The organism is Thermococcus sp., assembly GCF_027008145.1.
In the GTDB taxonomy this organism is placed as follows: Archaea; Methanobacteriota_B; Thermococci; order Thermococcales; family Thermococcaceae; genus Thermococcus.
The window spans coordinates 1-14,692 of record NZ_JALTCZ010000197.1 but is presented as its reverse complement, the minus strand read 5'-3'; the positions used below and the strand labels follow the sequence as shown (position 1 = coordinate 14,692).

The following is a 14,692-nucleotide window of genomic DNA, read 5'->3' as shown; positions in this document are numbered from 1 at the left end:
GTTTACGCCTTTGAGTGGCTCAAATTGAGGAAGCTCTACGCGAGGGTCTACGAGCCCAACGTTGCATCTATCAGGGTTCTCGAAAAGAACGGCTTTGAACTCGCCGGGAGGCTGAGAAAACACCACTACGTCCCGGGATACGGGTTTGCGGACGAGCTGATATACGAAAAGTTTAGAGAATAGAAAAGAAGCTCACTCAAGCTTCTTGTAGCAGAACCACCAGTCGTAGCACTCGATCTCGCCTTTGGCCTTCGCTTCCTCGCGCTCCTTGATCTGCTCGACTGTTCCGGCGGGCGGGACGATGACCTTGTCGCCGATGAGCTCGTTGTTGGGCCACTTGTGTGGTAAAGCAACGCCATTCTCGTCGCTGGTCTTGAGGGCCTTGACGAGCCTTATGACCTCGTCCCAGTCCCTGCCGACCTCTGCCGGGTAGTAGACGATGGCCCTGATTATGCCCTTGTCGTCGACGACGAAGACTGCCCTCGCTGTTTGCGTTGAACCGCTGGGAATCATGCCGAGCTTCTCGGCGAGGTCGCCACGGTCGTCCGCGATTATCGGGAAGGTTATTTCCTCACCGAGGGTCTCCTTTATCCACTCAGCCCACTTGAGGTGGCTGAATACCTGGTCAACGCTGAGTCCGATCGGCTCAACGCCGAGCTTCCTGAACTCCTCGGCGCGCTTCTGCATGGCGTAGAACTCGGTCGTGCAGACTGGGGTGAAGTCGGCCGGGTGGCTGAAGAGAACGAACCACTTGCCCTCCTTGGCGAAGTGCTCCGGCAGCTTTATCTTTCCGAAGGTCGTGTTGACCTCAACCTCTGGGAACTTTTCTCCTATGACGACCATCTTACATCACCTCTTCTTTTCCTGTGTCGTCTTCACTATAAACTTGATAGGTTCGAATATATAAAGTTTTCGGTTCGTTTTCCTTAAGTTTTCTGTCGGCTGTGCAATATTCCCTAAGGTTCTTTGGAGTGAGGACAAAGAGTGTCCAAAGCTGGCCGTCATTGTGGAAATCTGGCTAAGAACGGTTTGGAGAAAATAAAGCCTTTTAGGCCTTCACTCGCCGTTAGGTTTTCTAACTTCCACCCAGGTTGAATGATATGCAGATCCGTTTCCATATTTTTGAAGGGTTTCATCAGTTGTTAGGAAGTTCGCGTTCCAGCCCAGCAACCTAACCCAGAAGGCCTTGTAAAGGAGAACCACGCCGGCTGGAACGTCTTCGCTCAGCTTTGCCCTCGTCCAAACCCTTCCGAAGTCGTTGAAGACCTCTACCTCATCACCGTCCTTAACGCCCCTTTCCCCGGCATCGGCCGGGTTGATATATAGGTTGGGGTCTATCATGCCGTAGGTGTTGTGGTACTGGCTCGTTATCGTCATCCTGTGGGTCGGGGTGAGGAGCCTGAGTGGGAACTTGCCTCCAAACCTTTTATACTCTGGAAACGGACTTAGACCGCGCTTCAAAGCCCTCCGTGAGTAGAACTCTATCTTCCCGCTCGGCGTCTTCCATTTCCTCGGCCTTTCCGGCACTTCGACGAAGCCCTTCTCCTTAAGCTCTCCCCAGCTCAACCCGTTGAGTTCGAGGACTTTTCCTATCACTTCCTCGTCGCTCTCGTAGAGGTAGGAACTGTCTATCCCAAGGGCCTTTGTAAGCAACCGGATAACCTCACTGTTGTCCTTTCCGTGGAGCCTCGCAACCGGTTCGTTTAGGGCAACGTAGCGGTGGTAGTAGCTATCGGCTATATCCAACCGCTCAAAGAAGGTGTTCGCTGGGAGAACAACGTCCGAGTAGAGGGCGGTATCCGTGAGGAAGACGTCATGGGTGACGACGAAGATGTCGTTTTCAACCAGTGCTTTTCTCAAGCGATTCAGGTTCGGCAGGCTCGCGAGCGGGTTGGAATTGTAGACGTAGAGGAACTTGATCTCACCCCTTTCGACGTACTCCGCGAGCTTCATCTGGGGAATCTTCTTTGCGGGTTTGGTCCTCAGGAAGGCCCCCTCCGCGTAGGACTTATCTATCGTCTTCATGTCGTAGATGAAGCCGAAGCGGTGGCCAACTAAAGCCGGGAGAACTGCTATTGCCCTTATGGATTCACCCCCGGCCAGAGAGCGCTGGATGCCGTAGCCTATGTGGATTACACCCCTCTTTTCTGCAAACCCTCGGGCGAAGGCCTCTATTTCCCCAACCCCCAAACCTGTCTCCCTGCTTACATAATCAAGCGATAGCGTCTTTACATAATTCTTGAATTCCTTAAAACCGCAAACACTCTCACGGACGAAGGTCTTATCGTAGAGATCCTCCTCTATGAGAACCTTCGCGACTCCGAGGGCAAAGAGAACGTCCGTATCGGGCCTTATTTGAAAGAACTTATCGCTCTTCTTGGCCGTCTCGGTTCTTACAACGTCAACCGTCCAGATTTCGAGGTCGTTTCTCCTGGCGAGCATGAAGCCGTGAAAGTTAGTCCAGAAGGCGTTAATGCCCCAGTAAACGAGCAAGCGCTGGTTCCTCAACTCTTCAGGGTCGAGGCCGACTGCAGTACCGTAAACGTCTTTCAAAGCTTCCTGCCCGGCTCTGTCGCAGATGCCGTGGTCGAGCATAGCCGTGTTAAGGTAGTGAAAGAGCCTCAGCGGGAAGGCGTAGTTGACAGCTCCGCGGTCGCCGGCGTACTGGTAGACCAGAACGCTCTCGCTTCCATAACGCTCAATTGTCTCTCTCAGCTTATCCGCGACGAGCTTTATTGCCTCTTCCCAGCTTGCCTCCCTGAAGGCTCCCCTGCCCCTCTCGCCCCTCCTGATGAGTGGGGTTCTGAGTCTGTCCCGGGAGTGGAACCACTTTGGCAAAAGCGCCCCCTTCGGACAGAGGAAGCCAGCGGTTACCGGGTGTTCAGGGTTTCCCCTGACCCTAAGCCTTCCGTCCTTAAACTCGCTTATCATAGAGCATGTGTCGTAGCAGTCGCGCATGCAGACCGAGAACGGCATCTTCATCACTGGGGAAGCCTTATTTTAACGGCGACGCCCCTCTTGACGAGGACGACCCCTATCTCATCGGGAATGGTTACGAGGTCCCCTCCCCTGAATGGGCCGTATTCCCTGAGATCTGGGCCCATGATTGCCGGGAGGTTCTCGTTCACGATGTAAGCGTACCTCGGCCCTCTGGCCGAGATCTCAGGGGGACTTGGCTCGACCTCTCCCCTGGCCTTCTCCTCCATCCCTTCTCCCTGGAGCTCCTCACCCTTCACAAACGCCCTCAGAACTCTGTAAAGCTTCCTCTCCTCTGCGGTCATCTCCTCCAGTTTTCCTTCAACGGCAAGGTCAACTATCTTGTGGAGTCTGAGCCTGAGGATTTCCCTCATCAGCTCCTCGGCTATCTTCAGCTGCGCCAGATAGAGGCGCTCCTCTGTGTCTTCCCCCCTCTCCCTGGAGCTCTCAGCGCTCAGCTTGAGGGCCTTTATCAGACTGTCGTATTCCCTATAAAAGTCCTCGTTGAGCATCACCAGCTCAAGTTTTGAAAGCTCCTCCTCAAGGAGCTCCCTGAGCTTCACGATGTCCATTCCCACCACCAGGAAAAGAAAAGGGAATCACCCCTCGACGCGTGGGGCGAGAAGGAACGTCAGTCTGCCCTCGTCTCTGATGTAGTACTCCATCTGGAGGGGCATCTCATTGCCGAAGTGGAGCGTTACCTCGTCGGCCTTCCCAATGCCCTTTATCATATCGCTGAGGTAGCTTATCCCGTAGGCGCTCGTGGTTTCCTCCTCAACTTCAAGGTCGAGCAGACCTTCGTCCTCAAGGGTGAGTCTTATCTCGACCTCGTTGGTCTCCCCTTCGGCCCTCATCGTGAATTCGTTCTCCTTCGCTATGAACTTTATGGCATCGCTCACCAGTGAGGCGTCCTTAACTGCCTCCTTAAGAACTTCTCCGAGGAGGACGACTTTAGCTGTGAACGGCAATTCAGGGAGCTCAAGTTCAAGCTCCTCAACGTCTATGAGGGGTAGCCTGAAGGTTCTCTTTGCCGTCCCCTCGAAGGTTATCTCAAGGAAGTTTTCATCACCCTTCCTAAGGATGAGCGTGTCCTTGGCCTTCCCACGCTTCAGAACTTTGTTGAACTGGTCCATGTTTATGCCTATTGTTTCTGGTTCCTCGACCTCGTACTTGGAGAAGATGCTCTCCGGGAGGTTGAGGTCGATGAGAACAACCCTGCTGGGGTCCATGGCGCGCATGCCTATGCCCTCCTCCGTGAACTTGAAAGCTGCCTCGTCTATCAGGTTGCTTGCGGTCGCTATTAGGTCAGCGAACTCCTTGGCCCCGTCAAAAACGACTTCAAACGGCATCTCCATCACCCTCCAGCATTTTAAGCATGAGCCTAACCCTCTCTTTTCCTCGGAATAAATAAGCTTTTCCGTTGTTGGTGTCCGGTATTCTGAGGTAGGCTTCCTCAAGCTCCTTCAGGGCTTTTCTGGCGAGCCTTATAAGGACTTCCTGCTCAAGCTCCTTCACTCGTAGGACCTCCAGACGTAGCCGCATTTGGTGCACTTGTAGAATATTGTGCTCGGCTCGTCCCCGGCCCTCGTCTGCATTTCCCACCAGTAGGCGGTGTCGTTACCGCACTTCGGACAGGTGACGTGGGCTATCGGGAGTGTCTTGAGATCCTGCTCTATGACTACTATCTCCTCATCCGGTTTGTGCTCGACCTTCTGCTTTATCACGGTCTTCTCCCTGTCCTTCTCCTCGTCGAAGGGCTCCTCGTAACCGCAGACCCTGCACACCCACACTTTTCTCTTTCTGTCGGGAAGCATGATGTTACCGCACTTTGGACAGAACTTCATTTTTCTCACCCCACTAGCCGAGGGCCGGGTATGTTGAAAGGGGATAAAAAGTTTTGCCAATGGTCGTTAGTTCCTGATCTCGAACTCCGCCCACTGGTGACCGCAGACACCATCGAGGCAGACCCTCTTTTCTATCCTGTATGTTCCGGGCTTCAGCCTGAGTCGTGAGAGATCTATCCTCTGGCTCCACGAGGAGTGCGGTTTTATCTCCACCAGAACCTCCGGAAAGACCAGGTTCAACTTTACTCCGATCCATTCACCATTTTCAAGGCGATAGAGCCTGAACTCGTAACCCGTTGTTAGGGTTGAGTTGCCGTCGTTGGTTATCGTCAGCGTTAGGGTGCCGTTCCTTGGATAGACTTGCCCGTCGAGTTGAACGACACTGTGTTCGGATATCACAACGGGACCGAGGGTCTCGTTGAGATTGAGTGGACTCTCTCTGGAGCCCGCACCATTGGCATCACCCCCATGGTGTGATACCAAATAACACCCAGCGGGAACCAGCAGGATTATCAGCAGAACTGGAATAACCTTCCTCACGCCACGCCACCAAATGAGAGTGTGCAAAAATCCTTTTAACGGTTCCCAACGCTTCGAACCGACTTAAAGCGAAAGAAGAGAAAGGGGTCACTCCCTCATCGGTAGCCCATGATCGAAGGAGTAGTAAACCTTCTGGAACTCGGCGCGGAAGCCGTAGACGTCTCTCCTGACCTTCTTCGGGTCCTCCTTGTCGAGAAGCACGCGCTTCATAAAGTGCGCTATCTCCTTCATGTCGTCCTCCATCATTCCAACCCTGGTCATCTCCTGGACGCCTATGCGCAGGCCGCTCGGCTCGTTGACCTTCTCAAGCGGGTCCCAGGGGAGGAGGTTCTTGTTGAGGATAATACCGGCCTCTTCAAGGAGCGGTGCCGCCCAGCCCCCGGCCTTCTCGTGGAGGTCTGAGACATCGACTATGACCTGGTGGCTCTCGGTGTAGCCCCTGTCCTCGCCGATGACTTTGAAGCCCTCCTCAGCTAGGGCCTCAGCCAGGGCCTTGGCGTTCTTGACAACCTGCTTTGCATAAACCTCACCGTACTCAAGCATCTCCGCTGCTGTGATAACCTTGCCAGCCATGTGGTGGAGGTGGTGGTTGCTGACGACTCCCGGGAAGATGGCCCACTGGAGCTTAGCTATCTCCTCGGTTTCTCCAAAGCGCTTGTAGAGTATGACGCCACCCTGAGGCCCTGGGAAGGTCTTGTGGGTCGAGGCGGTTATCACATCTGCCCCCTCGCGAAGTGGGTCCTGGAACTGCCTTCCAGCTATAAGGCCGAGGACGTGAGCTGCATCATACATCACATAGGCACCGACTTCCTTCGCAACAGGAGCCAGCTCCTTGACCGGGTGCGGGAACGGGAAGAGAGAACCACCGAAGACGACTATCTTTGGCTCAAGCTCCCTTATCATCTTAGCGGCCTTGTCGACGTCGATGTTAAAAGCTTCGTTGTCGAAGGGCCAGGTGTGGACCTCAAGTCCACGCATTCCGGCGGCACCGAAGGGCATGTGACTTATGTGCCCGCCATGACTGGTGTGGAGGACTATGGCCTTGTCCCCTGACTGAGCAAGGCCAAAAAAGACTGCCTGATTGGCGTTGGTTCCCGAGACGGGCCTCAAATCCGCGAAGTCGCTCCTGAAGAGCTTCGTGAAGAGCTCGACACCTATGAGCTCAACCTCATCAACGTACTTGCAGCCCTGATAGTAGCGCTGCCTCGGCCAGCCCTCGGCGTACTTGTGCATGAAACCGCTGGCAACTGCCCTTATAACGCTTGGAGAAGTCACGTTTTCACTCGCGATTAAGTTTATCGTGTGGGCCCTCCAGTGCTCGTGGTCTTCAATAAACTCCAAGACCTTATCCCGATATTCACGGTAGCTTTCGGCCATTGGGAACACCTCGACGGTGGTTCGAGGAGGGGGATATAAACCTTACCTAAGGTGCATGAAAATGTTAACCAAGGGGCCTTCTCCTCAGCTTTTTGACGGTCCAGATGAGGAGTGGCAGGACTATGAAGGCCAATAAGTCACCCGTGTCCCCGGCGAAGGCCAAGACATCTGCGAAGTTTCTCACGCCGGCTATGTACACCAGAACCGGGGGGATAACTGTCAAGGCCCAGGCGTATGACCTTCTCATTCTCAGGAACTCTTCACTGTTGCTCTGCTGAGCGAGGCCTATCCCAATGTAGCTGGTGGTTATCGCTAGGAGGGGAATGAAGTTCCCGACGAGCCAGCCCATCCGGCCGTAGAGCTCCTGGAGGGCCAAAGTAGCTACCTCCGGCGTGTTCCTTCCGAAAACCAGGAGGAAAGAGGCCATAAAGATGGCATAGATGGCAGTTGGTATGAGAAAGGCCAGCACAACAACCCTCTTCGTCTTCTCGTAGCTCCCGAGTCCCTTGTAGACGTCAGGAATTACCGTGTGACAGCCGAGAGCGAATATTGCAACCCCCGTTATGCTGAGTATCCCGGAGAGGTCAGCGTAGAGGCCGTTCTCAAGCCTCGCGTGGGGAATCAGCATAATGGTGACCCCAATGAAGAGGGCGAGCATCACGTAGCTCATTATCAGCTCAGTCTTCCCGCTCGCTTCGAGGCCGTGGTAGATCACCACCGACGCCAGAATCCAGAAGATGATCCCACCTATGGTCTCGCTAACGCCGAACAGGCTTGCTAGAACCTGTCCCATACCGGCTACGTAGGCCAGCAGCGCGCCGAAGCTCATCAGCATTATGCTGAGGTACATCAGCCAGCCCCCGGGCTTTCCAAGGGTTTTTCTGGCCACCGTGCTCATCTGAGCACCGCCCATACCAGCCGAGAACTTGAGGACTATCAGGGCCGTGGCTAGCATAAGGAGCATTACCCCCGTGAGAACTCCGAGGGCTGGTATGAGGCCGACCTTACTTGCGACGTAGGGCAGGCCGAGGACTCCGGCACCTATCTGCGTCCCTACAAGAATCGCTAGGGCCTCCTTCTCGCTGATGTGCCTCTTCTCCACGGTTATCGTGCTGATCCTCAGGCCCCTCGCACACTTCCTCCGCCTTATGTTCTGAATTACTATGAGCTTTTTCCTCCTCTGGGAGGATATCCTGGTAGAGTAATACCTTCCATGGGAGGTGGTGACCTTTTTCCTCTCAACACCCTCCGAGACCGGCATTTCTCTCACCCCTCTAACGTACGGGTGGGTATAATTTAAACCCTCCCCCGAGAATTTGAATGGGCTTTCAAAAAATATTTGAACCTATCCACGAACCACAAAAACTGACGGGCAGTATTTTTAAGCCCCGCCGAGTATGAGCTACCATGTTTGAGAGGGTCGCAAGGTTGCTCGCATCCTCCGGCTCCACAATAGCCTTCACCGGAGCGGGGATAAGCGCTGAGAGCGGGATTCCGACCTTCAGAGGAAAGGACGGGCTCTGGAAGAACTATAAGGCCGAGGAGCTGGCAACGCCCGAGGCCTTCGGGAGGAATCCAAAGCTCGTGTGGGACTTCTACCGGTGGAGAATGGGCCTAATACTGAAAGCCAGACCGAACCCAGCCCACTATGCCCTCGCGGAGCTTGAAAGGCTTGGGATCCTCACGGCAGTGATAACGCAGAACGTCGACGACCTGCACCGTGAGGCCGGCAGCAAAAACGTGATCGAGCTACACGGCAACATCTTCCAAGTCAGGTGTAGCTCCTGTCCTTATAGAGAAGATTTGAAGGAGAGCGGCAGGCTTGAGGAGTTCCTCTCCATGAAAGGGCTCCCGAAGTGCCCGGAGTGCGGTTCCCTGCTCAGGCCGGACGTCGTGTGGTTCGGCGAGGCACTCCCGAGGGATGCACTCGAAAGGGCCTTTGGGCTGGCTGAAAAAGCTGACATCGTGCTCGTTATAGGGACGAGCGGTGCCGTTTATCCTGCTGCCTACATACCATACATCGTGAATGAGCGCGGGGGTAGGGTGATTGAGGTAAACGTCGAGAGAAGCGGGATAACGCCCATAGCGGACGTTTTTATACGTGGAAAGGCCGGGGAGGTACTGCCTCACATCGTTGAGCTCGTTAGGGAGGTGGTACGATGAGGCTTCTCCTGATAGGTTTTCCCGAGGAGGAGGTAGGGAGGATCTCCAGGGAGACAGGAATACCAGTCATCCCGGTTCCCGAGCACTTCAAGGGCCTCAAGGTCAGGGAAATCCTCGAAAGGACATGCGAGAAGGCTGAAATATGGACGGACAGGAAGTTTGCGATAATGCACAGGGTCGACAACGAGACCCTCAAGAGGGTCATCTCGATAGTCCGGAGTATCTCGCGGGAGCGCGTGATATTCGCAACAACAACAGAGACGAGCCTTGAGTGGCCACTGGAAAGGCTCCTCGACGAGCTAATTCAGGAGGACGAGTACTTCAGGGCCATGCGCGAGGCCAAGAAGCAGGCTCCTAGGGGTCCGTACCTCGACCTGAGTATAGGCAAGGATTAAATATAACCGGGACGATCAACCATGGGGAGAAAGATGATTAAGGCCGTATTCTTCGACCTGGACGATACCATAGTCGACACGACCCGGCTGGCCGAGATGGCCAGGAGGAATGCCATCGAGAACATGATAAGACACGGCCTTCCGGCTGACTTTGATACAGCTTACGGTGAACTGCTCGACCTCATAAGCGAGTACGGAAGCAACTTTTCGAGGCACTTTGACTACCTTCTCAGAAGGCTCGAACTCCCCTACAACCCGAAGTGGGTCTCGGCTGGTGTTATAGCCTACCACAACACCAAGATAGCCTACCTTAAGAGCGTCAGGGGAGCTAGGAGGACTCTGCTCCAACTGAAGAAGGAGGGCTACATCCTGGGGATAATAACCGATGGCAATCCTGTAAAGCAGTGGGAGAAGATACTCCGCCTGGAGCTCGACGAGTACTTTGACCACGTCCTCATCTCCGATGAGCTCGGCGTTAAAAAACCCCACCCGAGGATATTCCGGAAAGCCCTCCAGAGGGCTGACCTGAAGCCAGAGGAGGCCGTAATGGTGGGGGACAGACTCTACTCGGATATATACGGAGCTAAAAGGGTCGGTATGACGACAGTCTGGTTCCGTTATGGGAAATACGCGGACAGAGAACTGGAATACCTGGACTACGCTGATCTCACAATCGAAAGACTTGAAGAGATTCCCAGGGTGCTCAGGGGGTTGGAAATTGAGGAAAGCGAGGCCGGTGCAGATAAGGAAGTTCATTCTGATTGATTCCTCTTACAAGTCCAGAATCCTGCGCGGGGACAAGGTGACAACAGTTCGCTACGGGAACTACGAGGTGAAGCCGGGTAGCGAGGTATACCTTGTGGTGACGCCGAGCGATACAGCCGTGGCCAGAGTCAGGATAACAAAGGTCGAGAGGAAGAAGGTGAGGGAGCTTACGAACGAGGATGCGAAGCTCGATGGCTTCTCTGATGTTAGGGAACTCCTTAGAGAGCTGAACAAAATCTACGGTGAGCTCCATGGCGATGACGAGGTTACTGTGATAGGCTTCGAAGTCATTAAACGCTTTGGGGACGGGATTCCGCTCAAGTGGCTGAAGGGCCTCAACTACCGCGAGCCTGCTGAGATAGCGAGGCTCTACCTTGAGAACCAGGAAAAGCTTAATCTCAACCGCGAAACGGACTTTATAATGCGTCGTATTTACAACGAGGGGCTTGGAAGGGCTGTCAGAACCTTCGGGCCAAGGAGGGTTCAGAACGCCCTCTTAAAGACCTACCACGCGCTCTACGGGGCTGGCATCATTTAATTGGGATTGGAGGGAAATTTTAAAAGGGCACACTTTAACTAATCACCCGGGGAAATCGTTTGAATCTGGTGGATTCTCTAATCTCCGGGTTCCTCTCTGGACTATCGCTTGGTCTTACGGGAAGCGGTGGATCAGTCCTTGCAGTTCCCCTTTTGGTGTATTTTGTTGGCCTTGATCCCCACACCGCCGTCGGCACTTCTCTGGTTGCCGTAGGGATAACCGCAATCATAGGGTTTCTAATGCACTGGAGGAAGGGAAACGTAGACTTCAAAACCGGAACGCTAATGGCTCTCACAAGCATTCCCGGAGTCTACATCGGCAGTTATCTTAACAAATCTGTAAAAGGGCCCCTTTTGCTGACACTGTTCGCGGTTTTGATGATAGCTATAGCAATTAAAATGGTGAGAAACAATAATAAACGGGTCCAGCAGGTTAAAGAGGGGAAAGAAATTAGCCGTATTAACGTCGCTGGCCTTGGCTTTCTCGTTGGGATTGCCTCTGGATTCTTTGGGGTTGGAGGTGGCTTTCTGCTTGTCCCGGCCCTAGCGATGGGCGCTGGGCTTGAAATGCATCGAGCAGTTGGAACTTCCCTCTTCGTGGTAGTCCTCAACGGGCTTGCTGGCTTTGTAAGCTACGAACTCCAAGGCAGACCCATAGACCTTGTAGTGGGGATGCTCTTCGTGCTGGGCGGGCTAATTGGAGACTCCATGGGCGTGCGTACAGCAAAATCGCTTTCCTGCAGGGAGCTGAGACAGGTTTTTGCAGCCGTGGTGATTCTGGTGGCCCTATACCTAATGTGGATCAATCTACCTAGGGTGTTGTGAGTCTCCTCCTGCCTTTTGAGACCTCAATACGGAGGAAGTTACAGAAGCGGGGATTTCCAGCACACCATCCATATACGAGATGCCACCCCTTATAGATGGTCTTTGAGGAGTCCACAAGGATTCCATTCTCCCTCAACACGGCGTATATCTCAGAAGGAAGCTGTAAATTCAGGACTCTGAACGAGACCACCTCTCCAAAATTCCTCAACACCTGGAGGGATTTCTCTATGATCCTCTCGGCTTCACCTTTTGGCAGTTTCTTCAGACGCTCATGGTGGTAGGTATGGCATCCCAGTTCATGACCATTGTCCACCACGCGCTTCCTAGATGGAGGTATTCCTCCGCCATCTGTGCAGTAAAGAAGAAGGTTCCCATAACCTTATTTTCCTCAAGCAGGTCGAGAATCTTGGGGGCCCCTCCACTACCCCCCTAGTTGTGCTCAAGTAGGAGGACAGTCCTGCTCCACATCAAAGGTTAAAGACACTGGCATTCGCGATTGCTCCTTTGAGCATTTGATGGAGCTTGTAAAGAACGAAGGGCTCTTCATCTGCCTGCTCCATAGTTCTCTCGTAGGCGTTCAGCACCTGGGAGACTACTGATTCCCAGCTAAAGTGGTTCTCCACGCTTTTTCGTGCATTTTTACCCATTTCCTGCCTCCTTCCTTCATCGTCGATCAGCGACATCAAATTCTGAACCAGCTCAAAGTCATTATTGGAAACCAGACCAGTCCTTCCGTGCTCTATGATCTCGCTTATTCCTCCGTGGTTGTTGGCAACCACTGGGACGCCACAGGCCAACGCTTCCAGCGCTGCTATCCCAAAGGCTTCGTATACCGTGGGTGAGAGGTATATATCACTTGCCTGCAGGTATTCCCTCACCCTTGCCCTAGGCTGTCTTCCGAGAAGTTTAACAACGTCCCCAACGCCATATTTCCTGATGAGACGTTCGATGTTGCCCTTCTCGGGTCCATCCCCGATTACCAAGAACGTTGCTTTCCTCCCGTACTGCTCCTTTATAACCCTTGCAATTTTTGGGATCACATGAATCCTCTTCCTCTTCGTTAGGCGTGAGGTGGTAGTTATCACAATCCCGCTCAGGTCAAGGGCTTCCTTTTTCTCCTCCCTGTCATCTGAGGGCCTCCAGAACTCTGCATCTATCCCATTGGGGATGAGGTAAATCTCCCTGTCCCCCAGGCTTTTCCCGAGGATGGAGCGCATATCCACCTCAACTGCATTGCTAACGGCTATGAACGAACTGACCTTGCGGAGTGAGAGTCGCAGAATCCTAGAGTACAGGGGGTTCAAAATTGAACCACCTAATAGAGAGTGGTTGGTCAATATGCTTGGCACACCCCGTATTCCTACGGAGAGATTAGCAGTCCCAACGGCCATTGGGGAGTATATACTGTGACCGTGGGTTATGTCAAAGTGTTCTCTTTTGTACAGCTCGTTCACTCTCTTGAGAACATCAAACCCAATGCTCACGTGAAAGCTATCCATCGTTATCCTGCCCTTAAATCGGTGGACTTCATAGGGAAGTGCCTCATCGGGATAATCCCCAAACTGTGTTATTACATGGACTTCATGACCGAGGGAAGTCAGCTCTGTGGCAAGATCGTGGATGTGGTATTCTATCCCGCCAACGCTCGGGAAGAACCAGTCGGAGACTAACGCGATCTTAAGGCTTTCCATATTTCTACACCCCCAGATGTAATCAGGGTGATGAAACCTACAATCGTGCTTGATACGTAGGAGATGAACCTTTCCAGCAGTGTTACGGAAACGGCAAGTGTTGATGGAATACCAAAGTACGTCAATGTTCCCAGCAGTCCCCCTTCAACTATGCCGATTCCTCCGGGTGTGAAGGCCAGCAGGCCAAACAGGAGGTTGGCTAGGGAGATAACTGAAAGAAACGTGATAGGGGGATTCCATCCGAAGGCCATCGCTATAAGCTTAAGCCTTACAACGTCCAGGAACCATACTGTCGAACTCAGACCAATTGTGAGCATGTTCACCGTTGGTTTTCGCTTGAGTTCGAGCATCCTCACAAGGTCGTCCTGCGTTAGCTTGATCTTGAAGAGCCGGATTGAGAGAACAACTATCCTATCCCATTTAAACCATATCAAAACCATGAGGACGGAGAGAGCCACAATGAAGAGGCGGAGGTGTGTCGCGAAGTATGAGACGCCCAGCACCACAAGGATGAGAACGGGCACGATTTCCGATATCCTCTCGTAGAGTATACTGACGGTTGAAACTGCCACAGGGACCCTGTGCTTCTTTGAGACCCAGGTGATTCTTAAAATTTCACCACCCCCGCGGCTCATGGGAGTTATGTTGTTAACGAAGATGGAGGAGAGGTTTATCTTTAGGAGATCAGTTAGGGGTATGCTCTTCCCCAGTCCGTTGAGGACAATCTTCCATCTGAGGGCGTAGATAAACACACTTATGTAATATGTAGCCACCGCTATTCCCAAAAGCTCCAAGGCTTTACCGTCCAAGGAGGTGAGGATAGCAGTGTAAGCACTGATGTCTATCATTTCCATGCCCCCATTTTATTAGAATATTAAACTCATAAAAAGCTAACTGGTACACTTTTAAAAATATAAATTGGTGGGATCAGTTTTCTTCCCCCTCCTGCACTTCATCATTTATACTGTCAGTGTTCGTTGCTTCACCAGAGCTCTCCTCCTTAGGTTCACCTTTGCTCTCCTTCTCTATGTCGCTCCCGCTGTCGATGTGAAGCACCTTTCCGTTCCCGGCATCGACTTTCACGTCCTTCGTAAGACCCTTGGCCGTCTTAACTTCCACGGAGTACACGAGGTATCCGTTCTCATTGTCAAGACCTACCTTGATTGCAGTCCCGTTCACCTTCGCGAGCGCTGCGCTCTCGGCCTGCTTTGGAGTTATCTTTGCAAGCTTCTGGAGGGCCTTTGCTTCCTGGCTCTCGCTCAGGTTGGAGTTCTGGGCAATCTTTATGCTTCCAGTGTAGCTGGGTGGCTGAACGTTCTTCCCGGTGGCGTTTGCGGGTGCGGTCGAGGCTGCCATTGCAAAGGCACCTATGCTCACCGCCATTATCAGTGCAGCTATCAATGCCGCGACTTTCAGCCCGATATTGAACTTCCGTATCCTCACGGCTTATCACCCCCTCAGGTTCTTCAGTACAGTGTATATCAAAGCTAATATAAATCTCTTCTGGCTCAGTTCTCGAAGTATTAGTCCGATTTTTGAAATATGAGCCTTTTTATTTGGTCATAATTTAAATAAAACC

19 protein-coding genes are annotated in these 14,692 nt (G+C 52.9%); 6 read left to right on the top strand and 13 right to left on the bottom strand.

Features of this window, described 5'->3' with window-relative positions; genetic code table 11:
- Nucleotides 1-183: GNAT family protein (locus MVD07_RS10090; RefSeq protein WP_297501682.1), on the top strand; the 183-nt coding region annotated here is incomplete at its 5' end.
- A 9-nt stretch (nucleotides 184-192) separates the two neighbouring features.
- Here the strand turns inward: MVD07_RS10090 and MVD07_RS10085 are convergent.
- The 9 genes from MVD07_RS10085 to MVD07_RS10045 all read right to left on the bottom strand — a co-directional run bounded on the left by MVD07_RS10085 (nucleotide 193) and on the right by MVD07_RS10045 (nucleotide 7,998).
- Nucleotides 193-843, bottom strand: coding sequence for a peroxiredoxin (locus MVD07_RS10085; protein WP_297501679.1), 651 nt, complete (start codon nucleotides 841-843; stop codon nucleotides 193-195).
- Nucleotides 844-1,056: 213 nt separating this feature from the next.
- Complete coding sequence (locus MVD07_RS10080) at nucleotides 1,057-2,976, bottom strand: molybdopterin-dependent oxidoreductase (RefSeq protein WP_297501691.1); 1,920 nt, start codon at nucleotides 2,974-2,976, stop codon at nucleotides 1,057-1,059.
- Between the two features lie 5 nt (nucleotides 2,977-2,981).
- Nucleotides 2,982-3,548 (bottom strand): hypothetical protein, encoded by a 567-nt coding sequence (locus MVD07_RS10075; protein ID WP_297501688.1) that lies wholly within the window; start codon nucleotides 3,546-3,548, stop codon nucleotides 2,982-2,984.
- Nucleotides 3,549-3,575: 27 nt separating this feature from the next.
- The gene (locus MVD07_RS10070; RefSeq protein ID WP_297501676.1) at nucleotides 3,576-4,325 is read right to left on the bottom strand and encodes a DNA polymerase sliding clamp; all 750 of its coding nucleotides are present in this window, start codon (nucleotides 4,323-4,325) and stop codon (nucleotides 3,576-3,578) included.
- On the bottom strand, nucleotides 4,315-4,491 hold the full coding sequence (locus MVD07_RS10065) for a hypothetical protein (RefSeq protein WP_297501673.1): 177 nt from the start codon (nucleotides 4,489-4,491) through the stop codon (nucleotides 4,315-4,317). Before MVD07_RS10065 ends, MVD07_RS10070 begins: the two co-directional genes overlap by 11 nt.
- On the bottom strand, nucleotides 4,488-4,820 hold the full coding sequence (locus MVD07_RS10060; protein ID WP_297501670.1) for a transcription factor S: 333 nt from the start codon (nucleotides 4,818-4,820) through the stop codon (nucleotides 4,488-4,490). Before MVD07_RS10060 ends, MVD07_RS10065 begins: the two co-directional genes overlap by 4 nt.
- 66 nt (nucleotides 4,821-4,886) lie before the next feature.
- A complete protein-coding gene (locus MVD07_RS10055; protein ID WP_297501667.1) occupies nucleotides 4,887-5,360 on the bottom strand; it encodes an immunoglobulin-like domain-containing protein in 474 nt (157 codons plus the stop codon).
- An 87-nt stretch (nucleotides 5,361-5,447) separates the two neighbouring features.
- Nucleotides 5,448-6,737, bottom strand: coding sequence for a serine hydroxymethyltransferase (glyA, locus tag MVD07_RS10050; protein WP_297501685.1), 1,290 nt, complete (start codon nucleotides 6,735-6,737; stop codon nucleotides 5,448-5,450).
- 64 nt (nucleotides 6,738-6,801) lie between these two features.
- A complete protein-coding gene (locus tag MVD07_RS10045; protein ID WP_297501663.1) occupies nucleotides 6,802-7,998 on the bottom strand; it encodes an aromatic amino acid transport family protein in 1,197 nt (398 codons plus the stop codon).
- Between the two features lie 146 nt (nucleotides 7,999-8,144).
- On the opposite strand from MVD07_RS10045, the gene cobB reads away from it, so the two are divergent.
- From cobB to MVD07_RS10020, 5 genes are all read left to right on the top strand, one after another.
- On the top strand, nucleotides 8,145-8,900 hold the full coding sequence (cobB, locus tag MVD07_RS10040; RefSeq protein ID WP_297501660.1) for an NAD-dependent protein deacetylase: 756 nt from the start codon (nucleotides 8,145-8,147) through the stop codon (nucleotides 8,898-8,900).
- Nucleotides 8,897-9,295, top strand: a complete 399-nt coding sequence (locus MVD07_RS10035) for a DUF3783 domain-containing protein (protein ID WP_297501657.1) — start codon at nucleotides 8,897-8,899, stop codon at nucleotides 9,293-9,295. Before cobB ends, MVD07_RS10035 begins: the two co-directional genes overlap by 4 nt.
- Nucleotides 9,296-9,328: 33 nt before the next feature.
- Nucleotides 9,329-10,060: a TIGR02253 family HAD-type hydrolase gene (locus MVD07_RS10030; RefSeq protein ID WP_297501654.1), complete on the top strand. Its 732-nt coding sequence runs from the start codon at nucleotides 9,329-9,331 to the stop codon at nucleotides 10,058-10,060.
- Nucleotides 10,014-10,598 (top strand): ASCH domain-containing protein, encoded by a 585-nt coding sequence (locus MVD07_RS10025; protein ID WP_297501652.1) that lies wholly within the window; start codon nucleotides 10,014-10,016, stop codon nucleotides 10,596-10,598. Before MVD07_RS10030 ends, MVD07_RS10025 begins: the two co-directional genes overlap by 47 nt.
- A gap of 68 nt (nucleotides 10,599-10,666) precedes the next feature.
- Complete coding sequence (locus MVD07_RS10020; protein ID WP_297501649.1) at nucleotides 10,667-11,422, top strand: sulfite exporter TauE/SafE family protein; 756 nt, start codon at nucleotides 10,667-10,669, stop codon at nucleotides 11,420-11,422.
- On the opposite strand, the gene MVD07_RS10015 is transcribed toward MVD07_RS10020, so the two are convergent.
- The 4 genes from MVD07_RS10015 to MVD07_RS10000 all read right to left on the bottom strand — a co-directional run bounded on the left by MVD07_RS10015 (nucleotide 11,409) and on the right by MVD07_RS10000 (nucleotide 14,556).
- A complete protein-coding gene (locus MVD07_RS10015) occupies nucleotides 11,409-11,630 on the bottom strand; it encodes a hypothetical protein (protein WP_297501694.1) in 222 nt (73 codons plus the stop codon). The genes MVD07_RS10020 and MVD07_RS10015 overlap by 14 nt on opposite strands.
- Before the next feature lie 259 nt (nucleotides 11,631-11,889).
- Nucleotides 11,890-13,113, bottom strand: coding sequence for a glycosyltransferase family 4 protein (locus MVD07_RS10010; protein ID WP_297501646.1), 1,224 nt, complete (start codon nucleotides 13,111-13,113; stop codon nucleotides 11,890-11,892).
- On the bottom strand, nucleotides 13,089-13,967 hold the full coding sequence (locus MVD07_RS10005; RefSeq protein ID WP_297501643.1) for a lysylphosphatidylglycerol synthase transmembrane domain-containing protein: 879 nt from the start codon (nucleotides 13,965-13,967) through the stop codon (nucleotides 13,089-13,091). The genes MVD07_RS10010 and MVD07_RS10005 overlap by 25 nt, the downstream gene beginning before the upstream one ends.
- A gap of 73 nt (nucleotides 13,968-14,040) precedes the next feature.
- Nucleotides 14,041-14,556, bottom strand: a complete 516-nt coding sequence (locus MVD07_RS10000) for a PepSY domain-containing protein (RefSeq protein WP_297501640.1) — start codon at nucleotides 14,554-14,556, stop codon at nucleotides 14,041-14,043.
- Between the last annotated feature and the right edge of the window lie 136 nt (nucleotides 14,557-14,692).

Coding starts and splice junctions, on each gene's coding strand:
- MVD07_RS10085 (WP_297501679.1), bottom strand. CDS start 843: ATGGTCGTCATAGGAGAAAAGTTCCCAGAGGTTGAGGTCAACACGACC.
- MVD07_RS10080 (WP_297501691.1), bottom strand. CDS start 2,976: ATGCCGTTCTCGGTCTGCATGCGCGACTGCTACGACACATGCTCTATG.
- MVD07_RS10075 (WP_297501688.1), bottom strand. CDS start 3,548: ATGGACATCGTGAAGCTCAGGGAGCTCCTTGAGGAGGAGCTTTCAAAA.
- MVD07_RS10070 (WP_297501676.1), bottom strand. CDS start 4,325: ATGCCGTTTGAAGTCGTTTTTGACGGGGCCAAGGAGTTCGCTGACCTA.
- MVD07_RS10060 (WP_297501670.1), bottom strand. CDS start 4,820: ATGAAGTTCTGTCCAAAGTGCGGTAACATCATGCTTCCCGACAGAAAG.
- glyA (WP_297501685.1), bottom strand. CDS start 6,737: ATGGCCGAAAGCTACCGTGAATATCGGGATAAGGTCTTGGAGTTTATT.
- MVD07_RS10045 (WP_297501663.1), bottom strand. CDS start 7,998: ATGCCGGTCTCGGAGGGTGTTGAGAGGAAAAAGGTCACCACCTCCCAT.
- cobB (WP_297501660.1), top strand. CDS start 8,145: ATGTTTGAGAGGGTCGCAAGGTTGCTCGCATCCTCCGGCTCCACAATA.
- MVD07_RS10035 (WP_297501657.1), top strand. CDS start 8,897: ATGAGGCTTCTCCTGATAGGTTTTCCCGAGGAGGAGGTAGGGAGGATC.
- MVD07_RS10030 (WP_297501654.1), top strand. CDS start 9,329: ATGATTAAGGCCGTATTCTTCGACCTGGACGATACCATAGTCGACACG.
- MVD07_RS10010 (WP_297501646.1), bottom strand. CDS start 13,113: ATGGAAAGCCTTAAGATCGCGTTAGTCTCCGACTGGTTCTTCCCGAGC.
- MVD07_RS10005 (WP_297501643.1), bottom strand. CDS start 13,967: ATGGAAATGATAGACATCAGTGCTTACACTGCTATCCTCACCTCCTTG.